Origin of the sequence: Actinoplanes sp. CA-131856 (genome assembly GCF_050956135.1) — a bacterium.
Taxonomy (GTDB): Bacteria; Actinomycetota; Actinomycetes; order Mycobacteriales; family Micromonosporaceae; genus Actinoplanes.
Genome location: NZ_CP191849.1, coordinates 301,593 through 317,212 on the forward strand (window position 1 = coordinate 301,593; position 15,620 = coordinate 317,212).

The 15,620-nt window shown below is 71.4% G+C and carries 14 protein-coding genes; 6 read left to right on the plus strand and 8 right to left on the minus strand.

Features of this window, described 5'->3' with window-relative positions; genetic code table 11:
• Nucleotides 1-74 precede the first annotated feature (74 nt).
• From ACQP2X_RS01405 to eccE, 3 genes are all read right to left on the minus strand, one after another.
• The gene (locus ACQP2X_RS01405) at nucleotides 75-527 is read right to left on the minus strand and encodes a GNAT family N-acetyltransferase (RefSeq protein ID WP_498693816.1); all 453 of its coding nucleotides are present in this window, start codon (nucleotides 525-527) and stop codon (nucleotides 75-77) included.
• A 104-nt stretch (nucleotides 528-631) separates the two neighbouring features.
• A complete protein-coding gene (locus ACQP2X_RS01410; protein ID WP_364667755.1) occupies nucleotides 632-1,012 on the minus strand; it encodes a phage holin family protein in 381 nt (126 codons plus the stop codon).
• Between the two features lie 886 nt (nucleotides 1,013-1,898).
• Nucleotides 1,899-3,749 (minus strand): type VII secretion protein EccE, encoded by a 1,851-nt coding sequence (gene eccE, locus ACQP2X_RS01415; RefSeq protein ID WP_498693820.1) that lies wholly within the window; start codon nucleotides 3,747-3,749, stop codon nucleotides 1,899-1,901.
• A gap of 328 nt (nucleotides 3,750-4,077) precedes the next feature.
• Here eccE and ACQP2X_RS01420 point away from each other — a divergent pair, with 328 nt between their 5' ends.
• The 4 genes from ACQP2X_RS01420 (at nucleotide 4,078) to ACQP2X_RS01435 (ending at nucleotide 8,479) form a co-directional block, all read left to right on the plus strand.
• Nucleotides 4,078-4,365 (plus strand): WXG100 family type VII secretion target, encoded by a 288-nt coding sequence (locus ACQP2X_RS01420; protein ID WP_498656397.1) that lies wholly within the window; start codon nucleotides 4,078-4,080, stop codon nucleotides 4,363-4,365.
• Between the two features lie 14 nt (nucleotides 4,366-4,379).
• Nucleotides 4,380-4,676: a WXG100 family type VII secretion target gene (locus ACQP2X_RS01425; RefSeq protein WP_498693821.1), complete on the plus strand. Its 297-nt coding sequence runs from the start codon at nucleotides 4,380-4,382 to the stop codon at nucleotides 4,674-4,676.
• Nucleotides 4,677-4,985: 309 nt separating this feature from the next.
• Entirely contained in the window at nucleotides 4,986-8,117 is a 3,132-nt protein-coding gene (locus tag ACQP2X_RS01430) for an SseB family protein (protein ID WP_498693823.1), read from the plus strand.
• The gene (locus ACQP2X_RS01435; protein WP_498693824.1) at nucleotides 8,114-8,479 is read left to right on the plus strand and encodes a UCP033725 family protein; all 366 of its coding nucleotides are present in this window, start codon (nucleotides 8,114-8,116) and stop codon (nucleotides 8,477-8,479) included. The genes ACQP2X_RS01430 and ACQP2X_RS01435 overlap by 4 nt, the downstream gene beginning before the upstream one ends.
• On the opposite strand, the gene ACQP2X_RS01440 is transcribed toward ACQP2X_RS01435, so the two are convergent.
• The 3 genes from ACQP2X_RS01440 to acs all read right to left on the minus strand — a co-directional run bounded on the left by ACQP2X_RS01440 (nucleotide 8,476) and on the right by acs (nucleotide 12,046).
• Nucleotides 8,476-9,399 carry an alpha/beta fold hydrolase gene (locus tag ACQP2X_RS01440; protein WP_498693827.1) on the minus strand — a complete coding sequence of 308 codons (924 nt, stop codon included), beginning with the start codon at nucleotides 9,397-9,399 and terminating at the stop codon, nucleotides 8,476-8,478. The two genes, ACQP2X_RS01435 and ACQP2X_RS01440, sit on opposite strands and share 4 nt — an antisense overlap.
• 23 nt (nucleotides 9,400-9,422) lie before the next feature.
• A complete protein-coding gene (locus tag ACQP2X_RS01445; protein WP_498693829.1) occupies nucleotides 9,423-9,983 on the minus strand; it encodes a hypothetical protein in 561 nt (186 codons plus the stop codon).
• A 65-nt stretch (nucleotides 9,984-10,048) separates the two neighbouring features.
• Nucleotides 10,049-12,046, minus strand: a complete 1,998-nt coding sequence (acs, locus tag ACQP2X_RS01450; protein WP_498693830.1) for an acetate--CoA ligase — start codon at nucleotides 12,044-12,046, stop codon at nucleotides 10,049-10,051.
• Nucleotides 12,047-12,247: 201 nt separating this feature from the next.
• Here acs and ACQP2X_RS01455 point away from each other — a divergent pair, with 201 nt between their 5' ends.
• Complete coding sequence (locus tag ACQP2X_RS01455; protein ID WP_498693832.1) at nucleotides 12,248-12,979, plus strand: Fic family protein; 732 nt, start codon at nucleotides 12,248-12,250, stop codon at nucleotides 12,977-12,979.
• 60 nt (nucleotides 12,980-13,039) lie between these two features.
• Complete coding sequence (locus ACQP2X_RS01460) at nucleotides 13,040-13,519, plus strand: PH domain-containing protein (RefSeq protein WP_498693833.1); 480 nt, start codon at nucleotides 13,040-13,042, stop codon at nucleotides 13,517-13,519.
• 622 nt (nucleotides 13,520-14,141) lie between these two features.
• Here the strand turns inward: ACQP2X_RS01460 and ACQP2X_RS01465 are convergent.
• Both ACQP2X_RS01465 and ACQP2X_RS01470 read right to left on the minus strand, forming a co-directional pair.
• The gene (locus ACQP2X_RS01465; RefSeq protein WP_498693835.1) at nucleotides 14,142-14,939 is read right to left on the minus strand and encodes an HAD family hydrolase; all 798 of its coding nucleotides are present in this window, start codon (nucleotides 14,937-14,939) and stop codon (nucleotides 14,142-14,144) included.
• Between the two features lie 324 nt (nucleotides 14,940-15,263).
• Nucleotides 15,264-15,620 (minus strand): STAS domain-containing protein, encoded by a 357-nt coding sequence (locus ACQP2X_RS01470; protein ID WP_498693836.1) that lies wholly within the window; start codon nucleotides 15,618-15,620, stop codon nucleotides 15,264-15,266.

Here is a 15,620-nt window from a genome sequence, read left to right on the forward strand (position 1 = left end):
TCTAGCCCCGGTGCCGGTCCTTGCATATGGCCCAGGTCTCAGGCGGTGGACGCTGTCGGCGTAGGCCCGAGGTCTCAGGCGGTGGGCGCTGTTCGCATGGGGTCGAGGTCTTTGGCGGTGGCTGCCGCCCGTACGGCTTGAAGATCGCAGGTCATCCAGCGGCCGGGCTCCACCTCGACGAAACCCTGGGCCGCGTAGACCGGCTGAGCGTCGCGGGTGGTCAGTACGAAACGGTTGAGGCCCAGCCCCGCGTAGTGGTCGCGGAGGCTTCCGACGAGCCAGCCGCCGAGGCCGCGACCCCGATGCGCCCGATCGACATAGACGTCGCACAGGTAGGCGAAGACCGCGCCGTCGCTGATCACGCGGGCGACGGCCACCTGCGCATCGCCGAGGTAGATCCCGAAGGGGTCGGATCCGTCGAGGGCCGCCCGCATCTGTTCGAGCGGCCGGCCCATGGCCCAGTAGGCGTCGGTCGACAGCCACCGGTGCACCAGCGGGAGGTCGATCCGCTCCCGCTCGGAGCTCAACTCGTATCCGTCATCACGGCTCGCACGTAACACGACCGCGAGTCAAACGTGGATCTTGCCGGCCCGCCACCGGAATCCCACTCCGGTGGCACGGCCGGGCCGGATCAGTCGTCGCCGTCGGGGACGAGCATGTTGAGGAGCCAGCTCACGACGCCGACCAGCAGGGCGCCCAGCACGGCGCTCGGCCAGAAGTTGTCGACGTGGAACGGCAGGTCGAACTGTCCGGCGACCCAGCTGGTCAGCAGGAACAGCAGCCCGTTCACGACCAGCGCGATCAGGCCGAGCGTGAGCACGTACAGCCCGCAGCCCACGATCTTGATGATCGGCCGCAGAACCGCGTTGATCACACCGAAGATGACCGCCACGACCAACAGCGTCACGATCTTCTGAGACGTGGAGTCGGTCGTCAGCTCGATGCCGTCGATCAGCACGGTCGCCAGCCACAGCGAGAACGCGGTGATCAAAAGCCGGATGATGAGGCCCATGGCCCGGAATCGTGCCACGCCCCCGCCACCAGGCACGACACCACACACCGATCTTGTCGATGTCGTTCCCGAAGATCACCACATATCGACCGTTACGGCCCGCCGAGGCAGGGGCGGTGGCAGTGGCGTGGCGGAGCCAGTGACCCGCCGGGATCCGGGCGTGAAGGGCGAGCGGCCCGGCGGGGTGTGGACGCTGCGCAGCGATCGCGGCGAGGTTCGAGGATCTGGCGGGGTCGGGGTCGCGCGGCGGGGTCAGCTGTCCGCCGGCAGGTGAGGTTCGGTGGGGCCGGGTTGCGCGGTGGGGTCTGCGGTTCGCCGGGAGGTGAGGTGCGGCGGGGTCGGGGTCGCGCGGCGGGGTCAGCCGTCCGCCGGAAGCTGAGGTGCGGTGGGGGGTTAGGGCGTGCGGTCGGGTCGGCGGTCCGCCGGAAGGTGGGGTGCGGTGGGGCGGGGCGTGCGGTCGGGTCAGCGGTCCGTCGGAAGCTGAGGTGCGGTGAGGTCAGTGGCCTGGGGTCGGGGGACGTCGGGGCCCAATGGCAGAGCAAGGCCGGGCGCGGTGGGGCGGCGGTTCGGCGGAGCCCGCGCGGAAAGGTCAGCGGGCCGTCGGCGGTCCCGCGGAAAGAGTCTGGTGACGGCGGAGTCGGCCATTCGGCAGGACCGAGCGTGGAGGGGCATCGGTTTCGCGGGCGAGGTGTGGAGGGGCAGCGGTTTCCGGGGTGGGGTGTGGAGGAGGCAGCGGTTTTGCGGGGCAGGTTGTGGAAGAGCAGCGGTTTCGCGGGGTGGGGTGTGGAAGGGGCGGCGGTTTCGCGGGGTGGGGTGTGGAAGGGGCGGCGGTTCGGCGGGGTGGGGTGTGGAGGGGACTGTGGTTCGGCGGGGCCGGTGCGGCTGGTCAGCGGCCTGGTGGGCCCACCAGCTGGGTCTCTATGGGGGTGTGGGCCAAGGCGGCCCAGCGGACGGCTCGGCGGTTTACTACGCCGATCATGTCGGGGCGGATTCTGGTCATCCACTGGGCTACCTCGCCCAGGCCCAAGGCGGCGCCGATCAAAGTGGCCTCGTCGGGGCGTAAGGGCTGGAGGAGCAGCAGGTCGGCTCGGGAAGCCACGTCGACGTCGGCTGCGGAGAACTCGTCGCGGACCACCAACGTGGCCTGCCAGCCGGCGCCGGGGCGGGAGTCGGAGCCGACCGGGCCGATGTCGACGACCACCAGGAGGGGCTGGAGGGCTGAGCCAGGGGCGATCTCGACCGGGCGGCCGGGGGGCACCACCGCGATCGACTCGCCGGGGACGGCGGCGCCCCGCACGAAGGGCTCCCATGCCCGTGGGCGGGCCGTCTGAACCATGACACGGGCGCCCAGGGCCATCGCCCGCAGGACGATCAGCTGGGCGCAGCGGACGCCGCCGATCAGCAGGGCCCGGGTCTGCTCGGGGCGGAACAGGCGGGCGACCACCGGGTTGCCGTGACGGTTGCGGCCCAGCATCAGGCCGGCCGTGCCGACAGGGAGGTCGAAGCCCTCCAGCTGCTCGGCCGGCTGAAGGCCGTCGGGCGGCAGGCCGGGCACCGCGGTCGGCGCGCCGCCGAGGGGAAGGGTCGCCGACAGGCCGGACAGCTGCTCGCCGTCGAGCCGGCGCACGCTCGCCTGCTCGGCCGAGACCAGCTTGTGCAGGGCCTGTGTGGCGGCGCCCAGCGCGTTGACGTCGGGCGCCGCGAGCCGGACCGTGAGGTCGAGAGGGGTGGGGCCGTGCGCCGGGCGCGGCCCGGCCGTCAGCGACACCGTGGTGGCCGACGCCGGCAGGGTCAGCAGCCGGGACACCAGCCGCCGGGACGTCTCGACGCGCGGGTCGGGCCACCGGCGCAGCTGGAAGGTGCTCTGCGTCAGCCCGCCGACCCGCAGGCCCGGCCACGTCTCCTGAGCCGGGCCGACGCCGTCGTCGTGGGCCAGCTCGGCGATGACCCGCATGGCCGCGGCCTCGCCGAGCGGCTTGGCCGGCACCGCCGACATGCGCCGGACGAGCTTGCGCACCAGGCCCGAGAGCGAGCGGTGCAGCTCCTCGGGAGACCAACCCTCGGCCCGCAGCACCCGGACTGCGAGCAGCGCGCGGCTGTGCCCGAGCAGGCGGCCCTCGGTGAGCTGACGGTAGGAGTTGGCCGGGGTGCCGGCGCCGGCCCGCAGCGACGGGGCCGGCGCGCCGGTCAGCAGCAACTGGATGAGCACGGGCGGCAGCTCGGCCTCGGCCGAGGGCAGCAGAGAGGCGGGGGAGGGCAGCGCCGCCGACTCCTCGGCCAGCAGGCCGGCCGGATCGCCCAGCTCGAGCACCGCGGTCAGGCCGCGGCCGTCGACGATGATCGCCGCCGGGTCGCCGGCCAGGTCGGTCTGCTCCACACGCGTGCCGGGCGCGACGAACTCGAGCAATGCGGCGGGGGTGTCGACCGCCGCCGCATGGCGGCGGCCGCCGTAGCGGAGCATCACGCCGAACCACTCGAAGAGCCAGCGCCGGCGCAGGCGCAGCCACGTCACCGCGAGAATGAGCAGGGTGACGACGGCGCCCGCCACGAGGCCGATCGGCCCGCTCAGCGCACCGACCACGATGGCCACCACGGCCACCTGGGTGGCGACGATCTGACCGGCCCGGACGCCGAACAACCGTCCACCATGGACCGGCCGCATACTGACCTTGGGTGACGGCCTGTCCGGGCCGCTGAGGTCGCGATAATCGCGGTTGCCCGCCACGCCGACCGTCATCGCACACCGCCCTTCGCGCCGCGTTATTGCTTGTGCGGGCCCATCGTAGGGGCTTCGGCCCATCGCCGGGGCGCCCTGTGGACAGTGCGAAAGTTATCCACAGGTTCCGATTCCGAGGTTCCCCGTCTTGACGGACTTCGCTACGGTCGGCGACGTACCTGAAGAGTAGTCGGCCGCTCACGGCCCGCCCTCACGGCTTGTTCACGGGGGCTAGCCTGGTGGCCACCGTCGATACGTCGAGGACGACACGGACCCGGGCGATCGGCGAACCGAACGAGAGAGCGGGGTGACGTCCGGGGTGGCCCAGACGCAGGCAGAATCCGCGGTGATGGCGAAGACCGCCGCGAACTTCGACGACGTGAACGCGGGGCTCCAGCAGATGCTGAGCACGCTCATGTCCGAGCTTTCCGTGCTGAGCAGCGCGTGGAAGGGACTCGGCGCGGCCGCGTTCGAGCAGGTCAAGGTGCAGTACGCGGAAGACCTCAAGAAGCTCAACGCGGCACTCGCGCAGACCGCCGATTCGATCAAGGTGTCCGGTGTCGGCTACGACGCCTCCGACACCGAGGCCCAGAGCCGGGTTGCCAACTCCGGCGGCAGCTTCCAGCTGCCGCTCTGACGGGGAGAGAAGACATGCCCAACGACGGAGTCCTGCTCGTCAACTTCGGCGCCCTCCAGACCGCGAGCGCCGACATCCAGAAGGCGATCAGCACGCTTCAGTCCCGGCTCGACCAGCTCGAGAGCGACGCCGCTCCGCTGGTCGCCACCTGGGAGGGCGAGGCCAAGGAGGCGTACGCCCAGAGGCAGGCCACCTGGCGCGCCGCTTCGGCCGACCTGCAGAACATCCTCCAGAACATCAAGGTGGCCGTCGACCAGTCGGTCGACGACTACATCCACACCGAGAAGACGGCGACCCAGCGCTTCCAGTGAGCGCCGGTCCCGCCTGAGACGGCCGGGCAGTCGACAGCGACTGCGCCGGCCGTTCCGTTTAGTCCGTTCTTGCGGGCCTTGGTGTCCCCCGAACGCGTACTGGCCGAAAAGTCCGGTGACGCTACGATCGGTTGTTGGCTGCTCGCTGCCAGCTACTGATCAAGGCGCTTCGGAGACCCCCGGAGCGCGTGCCGAGGGCGTCGTACACCTGCTTTACTACTCCGCGTACCGCCGCCCATTGTGATCGCGGCCTGACCTTGTAGGTTGTACGCGTTGAGATGGCCTCGTCGCGCGTGGGGAGAGGTGGACGTGTCCGAGTGGGAGCCGGCTACGGACGCCGAGGTCGCGATGCGCGATGCGTTGCGCACCGACGACCAGGAGTCGTACTTCCGCATTCTCTCCAGGGTTGACCTGCTGTTGCCGGTGTCGGCCGATGCCCTCGCGGGCCTCGCGCCGCTCGGCTGGGGCACCTGGAGCACAGGTGGGCGCACCCATGTGCTGGCGTTCACGTCGACCGCCGCGCTGCAGGCCTGCCTGGCCGACTACACGGGTTCGGCCCGGCGCGTTCCTTATCAGGAGCTCGCCAACACCTGGCCCAACCTGGAGTGGTGGCTCGCCGTCAACCCCGGTCTGCCGATCGAGGGATATCTGCCGGCGTGGTTCGTCGCGCAGCTCTCCCGGGGCGACCTGAGGCTGCCCACCCGTGGGCCGGGCCGCGAGGCGACTCCGGCGTCGGCCAAGATGCAGGACCTTCAGGCGGCGGCGCTGGCGGCCAACGCGGCCGCCGCACGCCAGGAGGAGACCGCCCGTCCGGGCGGGCCGACCACCGACGCGCCCTCACCGGTGGCGGCGACGGCGGCCTATCCGCAATATCCGGCCTCGCCGGTCGCCGCGCCCAGCGCGTACGGCCAAGCGGCCAGCGCGGCCTACGGCGAGGGGAACACGCCCTACGGCCAGCCTGTGGGTGACCCGGCGGCGTACGAGGCGCAGCCTCCCGCCTACGGACAGCAGGCGCCCAGCGCGCCCGCCGCCTACGGCCAGGCCGCCGGCGCGGCCCCGCCATATGGTCAGCCGTACGGCGGCCAGACTGACGCCCCACCCGCGCTCGGCCAGTCCGGCGCCCCGGCGTACGGCCAGCCCGGTAGCCCGGACGCGCCCGCGTATGGTCAGCCCGGTAGCCCCGCTGCCCCCGCGTATGGTCAGCCCGCCGCGAGCACGGCAGCCGCCTTCGGCCGGCCCGCCGCAAGCGCCGCGCCCGCAAACCCCGCCGCCCCGGCGTACGGCCAGCCCGCCAGCCCCGCCAGCCCCGCCGCCCCGGCGTACGGCCAGCCCGCCAGCCCGGCCGCCCCGGCGTATGGTCAGTCCGGAAGCCCGGCCGCTCCCGCCTACGGCCGGCCGGTCGGCTCGGGTCCCGGTAGTCCGGCGAGTGCCGTGCCCATCAGCGCGCCGCCTATCAGTGCGCCGCCCATCAGCGCGCCGCCCGTGAGTGGACCGGGCACGTACGGTGGTCAGTCGGCCGCCTTCGTCCGGTCGCCCGGTCAGCAGCCGCCGGCGGCCCAGCCTTCCGCCGAGCCGTCGAAGTCCGAGCCGATCGGCCCCGGCGGTCTCCCGATCCGCAGCCCCGGCAGCGTGCTGCCCAGCGGCCTGCCCGCCCGTACGCCGGCCCCGGCCGCCCCCTCGACGCCGCCTGGCCCGGTCAGCGCGGCCAGTGCGGCTCCGCTGGTCCCGCCGATGGCTCCGCCGCCCGCGGTTCCGCCCGCCTATCAGCCGCCGTCCATCCCGATGACCCCGACGTCGAGCATCCCGGCGAGCGGCATTCCATCGAGCGGCATCCCGGCGAGCAGCATTCCGGCGTCGGGCATCCCGGCCTCCGGACCTCCCTCGACGCCCACCCTCGGCGGCGCCTTCGGTGCTCTCGGCAGCCGTCGTTCGGCCCCGCCGAGCGACCTCCAGGACCCGAACGCCCCGCTCCCGGTCCGCAGCCCCGGCGCCAACACCCCGCCCGTGCCCGACCATTTCGTGCCGAGCGACCCCGCCGAGAGCACCTTCGACCCCGGCTGGGCCCAGCCCACCGTGGCCACCCCGGCCGGCGGCCTGCCCCGCCGTTCCGCCACGCCGCCCTCTGCGGAGCGCGGCGGCTTCCCGCAGGGCCCGGCCTCTCCTCAGGCCGCCGCGGCACAGCCGGTTCAGCAGGGCGGTCTCGGCGACCAGCCCGGCAGCAGCAACGAGCCCGGCCGTGGCTTCGGCACCCCGCTGCCCCGCCGGCAGGCCACGTCGCCGTCGGCCGGACCGCCCGCCTCCATGACGTCGTTCCCCGCGTTCCAGACGCGCTCCGACGCCGCCCGCGCCGAGACCCCGGCCGAGCGCCCCGGTCTCGCCCCTCCGGTCATTCCCGGATCGCCGGGCAGCGACCGTCCGGCCCGTCTCGGCGGCCAGCCGCCGCTCGACGTTCGCGGTTCCGCTCCGGCCCCGCCCGTCGATCCCTTCGTTCCGGCCAACGACGTCGAGCGGGAGCTTTTCGAAGCCGCCGGTGGTGGCAGCACCGATGCCTTCCTCTCCACCCTGCTGCTCGCCACCGTGCTCGTCCCGGTGGCCGACCACTCCCGTCCCGGCAGCGCCCCCGGTGAGTCTGGTTTCGCCTTCCGCACCGAGCAGATGGACGGCGAGGCCTTCCTCATCGTCTTCACCAGCAAGGACCGGCTGGACGAGCACTACGCCCAGCCCACCCGCACGGTCGGCGTCCGGTTCTACGAGCTGATCCGCAACTGGCCCGACCCGGCCTGGTCGTTCGCGGTCAACCCGAACAGCCCGATCGGCGCGCGATATCCCGGCCCGCAGGTCATCGCCCTGGCCAACTGGGCCGCCGAGGCCGGCCTGGGCAACGACCCGGACGCCCCGGTCGTCGACGACGCGGTCGCCCCGGTGCCCGCTCCGGAACCGGCCAGCGACGACGCCCAGCACGCGACCGTCATGCAGAAGACCCTTCCGCCCGACCAGGTCGACTACTACCTGGAGCGCGGCTACGACCGGGTCGCCGGTTTCGTGCACCGCGCCACCGAGGTCGAGCATCTGCGCACGCCCGGCGAGCTCTTCGCGGCCCTGGGACTGAGCTACGACGGCTCCCAGCACCAGGCGGACGCCAAGGAGGCGTACGTCCTGCGCTGGCCCGCCTATCGGCCGAGCCTCTACCGGATCCCCTACGGCGGCCAGAACGAGCAGGCACTGCGCGCCATGGACGGCTGGGTGATCGAGCGGCCGCCGTTCCGTGGCAACGGTTTCGCGCCCGGCGAGGGCCGTGATGTGATCGCCGAGTTCAAGGTGGACAGTGTGCGGCTGCCGCACGGCTCGCAGCTGTGGCGGATCGACGCCGACGGCAGCGAGCGCATGGTGGCCATCTTCGACAACGACGGCCCGCTGTGGCGCCGGGTTGGTGAGCAGTGATGCGCGACGGGTACGTGGCCACCTGGCAGGGCCAGGAGTACGACGCGGTGCCGGACGGCGACAACGTCCGGATCTACCGCGCCGAGCCCGCCGACGGCTTCGAGGAGGTCCGCCCGGGCCGGTTCGTGCGGGTGCTGAGCCCGAACGAGTACGAAGAGCTGGTCTACGTGCGCACGACCTGTTCGTGGCGCGGAGCGCCGTTCATCGTGCTGGCCGAGACTGACTCCTGGTTGCGGGTGGAGTACGCCGGCGGCCGCGCCCCGATCGCCCGCCAGCTCGGCCTCGAGGAGTTCGACTTCGGCGTCTACCAGGGGTGGGCTCCGATACACGAGGTGTCGGAGCTGCACGAGCAGCGGATCTAGCTGGTCTTCGCCCAGCGGAGGATCTCGCCGGTGACCATGTCGGTCGCCTCCTGGTGCAGGAAGTGGCCGGCGTCGGGGATCAGCCGCCATTCGTACGGCGCGATCACGTAGCGCCCCGATCCTTGGGCCGTGCGCGGCAGGGTGGCCGTGTCCAACTCGCCGTGCAGTTGGAGGGTCGGCGTGACCAGAGGCTTCTGCATCAGCTTGACGAAACGGTAGCCCTGGAGCCGGATCGCACTGCGGAAGACCCAGCGGTACGCCTCAAGGGCGCAGAACGCCGCCTGCGGGATCTGCATGGCCTCGCGGCACCGGCGCACGTATTCGTCGAACTCGGGCGTCTCGCGCCACCGCGGACCGGTCCAGCGGGTCATCAGCTCGCCCACCATGGCCGCGTCGTCGCGGGTGAGCACGTGCTCGTAGCGCGGCACCTGGAAACGCAGCGCCGACGTGGAGGCCGAGAGCTGGCCGCGCGGGTCGGCGAACAGCGCCGCCCGCAACCGCAGAGGATGGGCGGCGCCGAGCACGACCAGGCGGTTGACCAGTTTGGGGTGGAACGCGGCGGCGGCCCAGGCGATCATGCCGCCGGCCCCGGCGCCCACGATCGTCGCGTTGCGCTCGCCCAGGGCCCGGATCGTGCCCGTGACGTCGGCCGCCATGGTGTATCCGTCGTAGCCTCGCGGCGGCTTGTCACTGGCGCCGTAGCCGCGCAGGTCCATCGCCACCGCCCGGAAGCCGGCGTCGGCGACCCGGGGCAGGATGTTGTGCCAGGCCCACCAGTACTCCGGGAAGCCGTGCAGGAACAGCACGAGCGGGCCGGTGCCGGCCTCGACGACGTGGAACCGGCTGCCGTTGGCGCCCACGAAGCGATGTGTCCATGGGCCGTCCACCAGCACGCACGACTCGTCCACCCGACCGCCCATGCCCTCCAGGGTAGGCGCTCGCGTCAGCCGGCTGCGACCATGGCCCGGACGAGCGTGCCCGGCTGGCCCTTGCCGCAGTTGATTTTCGTCGGCCCGGGGTTCACGCGGGCGCGGATCGCGGTGCCCGCGGTGACCGGCACGGCCGCGGCCGAGTAGAGGCTCCAGGTGACGCCGGTGTCGTCCTTGACGGTCAGGCAGGAGCCGGAGACGCCGGTGACCTTGCCGTTCACCCAGCCCGGCTCGATGCCGCCGACGTTGGGCACGTGCACGCCGGCCGGCCGGCTCGGGGTCGGCTGCGGCGAGGCGAGTGACCCCGGCGAACCGGGCGAGCCAGCCGAGCCAGGCGAGCCGGGCAAGCCCGGCGCGACCGGCGATGCGGGCGGTGCCGTCTGGCCCGGGGCGGTGGTCGAGGACAGCGCGCCGGCGGTCGAGCCCGCGGAGGCGGCCGGAGCGGCAGTCTGTCCGGCGGCCACGGGTGCCGGACCCGCAGCCGCGGCCGGCGGCGGGGAATCGCTCGAACACCCGCCCAGCGCCAATATGCCGAGGGACAGCGCTACGGCCGTACCCCCCAAGACCTTGACCATGAAACCCCCGTGACCGAAACGCCGCGGCCCTGACGGGCCGCGGCGCCACAGCGTAGCGGAAACGGTCAGTCCTCGGACTTCGTGCTCTTCATGCCCGACGAGATCAGGTCCATCACCGCCGAGTCCTGGAGCGTGGTGACGTCGCCCAGCGAGCGGTGCTCGGCCACGTCCTTGAGCAGGCGGCGCATGATCTTGCCGGAGCGGGTCTTCGGAAGCTCGGGCACCAGCATGATCTGCCGGGGCTTGGCGATCGGGCCGAGCGTCTTGGCGACGTGGTTGCGCAGGTCGACGTTGAGCTTCTCGCCCGCGTCGCCGGCGGTGTCCACATTGCCGCGCGGGATCACGAACGCGACGATCGCCTGGCCGGTCGTGGGGTCGGTCGCGCCGACCACCGCCGCCTCGGCCACCGACGGGTGCGACACCAGGGCCGACTCGACCTCGGTGGTCGAGATGTTGTGCCCCGAGATCAGCATGACGTCGTCGACCCGGCCCAGCAGCCAGATCGCGCCGTCCTCGTCCTTCTTGGCGCCGTCACCGGCGAAGTAGATCCACTCGTCGGAGGAACCGGAGCCGGATCCGGCGCCCGCGCCGAAACGGGACCAGTACGTGTCGATGAACCGCTTGTCGTCGCCCCAGATCGTGCGCAGCATCGACGGCCACGGGTCGCGCAGCACCAGGAAGCCGCCGCCACCGTTCGGCACCGACTGGGCCTGGTCGTCGACGACGTCGGCGGTGATGCCGGGCAGGGCGGTCATCGCCGAGCCGGGCTTCGTCGCGGTCACGCCGGGCAGCGGGGAGATCATCACGCCGCCGGTCTCGGTCTGCCACCAGGTGTCGACGACCGGGGTGCGGTCGTGGCCGATGTTCTTGCGGTACCACATCCAGGCCTCGGGGTTGATCGGCTCGCCGACGCTGCCCAGGACGCGCAGCGACGACAGGTCGTAGCCGGCCGGGATGTCGTCGCCCCACTTCATCATCGTGCGGATGAGGGTGGGGGCGGTGTAGAGGATCGACACCTTGTACTTGTCGACGATCTGCCAGAACCGGTCGCGGCCCGGGGTGTCCGGCGTTCCCTCGTACATGACCTGGGTCGCGCCGTTGGAGAGCGGGCCGTAGACGATGTAGGAGTGGCCGGTCACCCAGCCGATGTCGGCCGTGCACCAGTAGACGTCGGTCTCCGGCTTGAGGTCGAAGACAGCGTGGTGCGTCCACGACGTCTGGGTCAGGTAACCGCCGGTGGTGTGCAGGATGCCCTTCGGCTTACCGGTCGTGCCCGACGTGTAGAGGATGAAGAGCGGGTGCTCGGAGTCGAACGCCTGCGCCTTGTGCTCGGGGCTGGCCTGCTCGACCGTCTCGTGCCACCACTTGTCCTTGCCGGTCCAGGCCACCTCCTGGCCGGTGCGGCGCACGACCAGCACGTTCTCGATGCTGGGGCACTGCGCGACGGCCTCGTCCACGGTCGGCTTGAGCGCCGACGGCTTGCCCCGCCGATATCCGCCGTCGGCGGTGATCACGAGCTTGGCGTCGGCGTCCTTGATGCGGGTGGAGAGCGCGTCGACCGAGAAGCCGCCGAAGACCACGCTGTGTGTCGCGCCGATGCGGGCGCAGGCCAGCATCGCGACCGCGGCCTCGGGGATCATCGGCATGTAGATGGCGACCCGGTCGCCGGCGCCCACGCCGAGGTCGGTCAGCGTGTTGGCGGCCTGGCTGACCTGCTTGAGCAGGTCGGCGTAGGTGATCGTGCGGGTGTCGCCGGGCTCGCCCTCCCAGTGGATGGCGACCTTGTCGCCGTGTCCGGCCTCGACGTGCCGGTCGACGCAGTTGTAGGCGATGTTCAGCTCGCCGCCCACGAACCACTTGGCGAACGGCGGGTTGGACCAGTCCAGCACCTGGTCCCACTTCTTGGCCCAGGTGAGGCGGTCGGCCTGGGTGGCCCAGAAGGCGAGCCGGTCGGCGGCGGCCTCCTCGTAGGCGTCGGCCTTGACGTTGGCGTCGGCGGCCACCTGCTCCGGCGGCGGGAACTGCCGCGTCTCCGATGACAGGTTCGCCAATGTCTCGCTCATGAGGGCGGCTCCTCTTCACTGCTGGCCGGGGCTTCTTGGTTGCACATTAGTCAGGCCTGATGGGACCGGCGAGGGCTGCGTCACCCAGCGCGCCGGGTGGCATCATGCGCGCGCTGGATGACCGGTCCCTGATTGGTCCTGCGCGAATCTTGCCAGTTCCGAGCTCATTTGTGCAGTCCATGTTTCGGTAGTCTTACCGGCGTGGATCCCCTAGCTCCGCTGCTCGAGCTCGCCGACGTCGCTCCCGCCCTCACCGAGGCGCGCGACCGCGTCGACGCCGCCATGCGCCACCGCGCGCTGCGCCGTCACGGCGGTCAGGTGGCGGCCGAGGCCAGCCTGCGCGGAGCCGTGGCCAGCGCCGCCCTCGAGGGCAACGCCTACGACCTCGACGAGGTCCGCGGCGGCACAGTGACCGACCCGGTGATGCAGGGTGCCCTGCGGGTCGCCGAGAGCCTGGGCGGTCTGGTCGACCTCTGGCCCCGGGCGCCCCGGCAGGTCCTGGCCAAGCTGCACGTGCTAGCCGCGCGCGGCGTCGTCCCGGCCACCGAGCTCGGCCGTCTCACCGGCGCCGCCGACCGGGTCGACGCGCTCGCGGGGCTGGTGGCCGGCAACGACAGGACGCCGCCGCTGCTGCTGGCCGCGATCGTCCACGCCGAGCTGATCACGCTGCGCCCGTTCGCCGGTCCGGCCGGCGTCGTCGCCCGCGCCGCCGCCCACCTCACGCTGATCAACCGCGGTTTCGATCCGCGGGGCCTGGTCGCCGTCGAGATCGGCCACCACAACCGCGAACCGGAATACGTCGGTTCGGCCGGCGCCTACGCGACCGGAACCCCCGACGGTGTCCGATCATGGCTGCGTCATTACGCCGCAGCGGTCACGGAGGCCGCCGATGAGATCACCCGCATCGGCGACGGGGTCCTCGCCTCTGTCTGATCGGTCAGTCTTTTCCCCACATTGCCGGATCTTGGAAAATCCGCTGGAATACTCGCTCGCGTGGAGACGACCTGGGAGCGCCCCTACACTCCGGGCACGGGACGTTGGCTGGTCATCGGCTGGGAGATCGCTGCATTAGCCCTGCTCGGCTGGACCACGGTCCGCCAATTCGATCTCAGTGGTCACGGCATTCGCGTGCTCGCCGGCGTCCTGGCCGCCGTCTGGGTGCTCGGTTCCTACCGCATATGGCAAATGGGTGCCTACGTCGGCCCGGCCGGCCTGCGCATTCGCGGCCTGCTGCGCTCACACACGATGAGCTGGGACGACATCGCCCACGTGCGCTTGCACAAGGCGACGCACAAGCTGGGCCCGTGGGAGATCGAAAGCGGCCTGACGGTCCTCATCGAGCGCGCCGACGGCACCACTGTCAACACCGAGCTCTGGGCTCAGGGCGTCGACTTCCACTCGCGCCCGAAGCTTTTCAAAGCCGTCTATCACGAGCTGCGCAACAGGCATCTAGAGGCGAGAAACCCCATTTAGTACGCATCTGCGAGAAGCCCCCGCTCCGTCGCACCGGCTAGCTGCAACTCGTTCTCCTCACCTACGACCGGCCGGTTCGGTACTCACGCTGGAAAAGGCCAAAAATAGAGCCGGCGTCCCTCATGGGGCGCCGGCTTTGCGCGTCCGGACCGGGTTATCAAGCGTGCACCTGGGTCGTTGTCGACGGTCCGGAGCCTCGCGGGTCCGCTGTGGAAGCCCGGTGGCCCAGGTCCCGCCGCAACGTGCCTGCCGTGGCTGATCGCGCGTGGGTTCCCGGTGGCCGTGCACGAGATCCGGACTACGGAAATTCCGGGTATCCCAAGCTTTCTGGGAATCTCGGGCCTTCCGCTTCGAACCTCGCCAGTTCTTTCTACGCCCGTCGCGGCTTGATCGCCAGGGTTTCAGGTCCCTTAAGTGGCCGCGCGAAATTACTCAGACCGAAGGCATTCGCGCTGGTCATTGACCTTGCGCCCGATGCGGTTCGAGGGTGAGAGCCGGGACAGCCCGGCAGCCGGGCGCGGAGAACGAGCCGCGATCAGCGGCCCTGTCGTTTCGGGTGGCCGGGCACGACGGTGGTTTCGGCGAGCGGGGGCCGCGCGACTCCGTACGGAATCCTTTGAAGTCAGGCCATGGCTTTCGTGCGGCGATGGCGTGCGTAGATCGCGATGCCGATGGCGGCGCCGACGCCGAAGCTGAGAGCCGCGGCGACCGGGACGGCCGGACGGTCGCGCAGGCGCCTGCTCAGGGGGATGGGGTGGCGGAACTCGAGGATGGGCCAGGCGTTCTCGACGGCGGCGCGGCGCAGGGCGCGATCGGGGTTGACGGCGCTGGGATGGCCGACCGCCTCGAGCATCGGCAGATCGGTGACCGAGTCGGAGTAGGCGTAGCACTCGGCCAGGTCGTATCCGCGCTCGGTGGCCAGCTCGCGGATGCCGACGACCTTGCTCGGGCCGGCCGCGTAGAACTCGACCTCGCCGCTGTAGCGGCCGTCGACGATGCTCATGCGGGTCGCGATGACGTCGGTGATGCCCAGCAGCGCGCCGATCGGGCGGACCATCTCGTCGCCCGACGCGGAGACCAGCACGACGTCGCGACCGGCGGCCTGATGCTCGGCGATCAGCGTCGCCGCCTCGGCGTAGACGTAGGGGTTGATGAGCTCCTCGAGCGTCTCGGCCACGATCTGCTGCAACTGCTCGACGCGCCAGCCCTTGGAGAGTGCCGCGAGGTAGTCACGCGTGCGGCTCATGGTCTGCTCGTCGGAACCGCCGCCCAGCCGGAACATGAGCTGTGCGTAAGCGGATTTGACGACGTCACGGCGGCTGATCAGGCCATCACGGTAGAAAGGCCGTCCGAAGGCCAGCGCGCTGGACTTGGCGATGACGGTCTTGTCGAGGTCGAAAAACGCGGCACTGAGGCCCACGGGCGGCAAGTGTAGCCGTATCGCGCCGACCTCCGTGGCCCCCGGCGTGGCGAGCCGTCGATGGTGACGCGCTGTGAAAACGGTCAGACGGGCAGGCATATCCCACTCGGACACAATCGGTACTCGACTGCGCTGCGTCCGTGAGGCATGCTTGTGCTGTTGCGATCGGGATTCATGTTGTTACGGTCGCGCCCTTTTACTCAGGCCCACGGTTCACTCAGGCCCTCGGTGATTACGCCCCCCGTAATCACCGAGCGATTCGGCTCGACCCCCCCGGAGCCGAATCCTCGGACGGCCCCCGTCTCCCCCGACGGGGGTCGTTCCCTATGCGCCGGTGGCCTGGGCCTGATCGGCCGTTCCGCTCTCGGCGCTCAAGCCGAAGAACTCGCACAGGCCGGTGACGTCGAGGACGCGCCGGAACGACGGTGACGGGTTGACCACGAGGAAGGCGGCGTCGATCTCGCCGGCCGCCCGGTAGCCCTCGATCAGGGCGCCGAGGCCGCTCGAGTCGATGAAGCTCGCCGCTCCCAGGTCGATCCGCACGGCCGGCGGCGACCACTCGGCGACCGCCGCGCGCACACAGTCCGCCAGCTCGTCAGCGTTCGAGAAGTCGACCTCGCCCGCGACGACGATCGTGGCCCCGCCGTCGTCGGCGAGTGTGCGCTGGAACGAGCTCTCCAT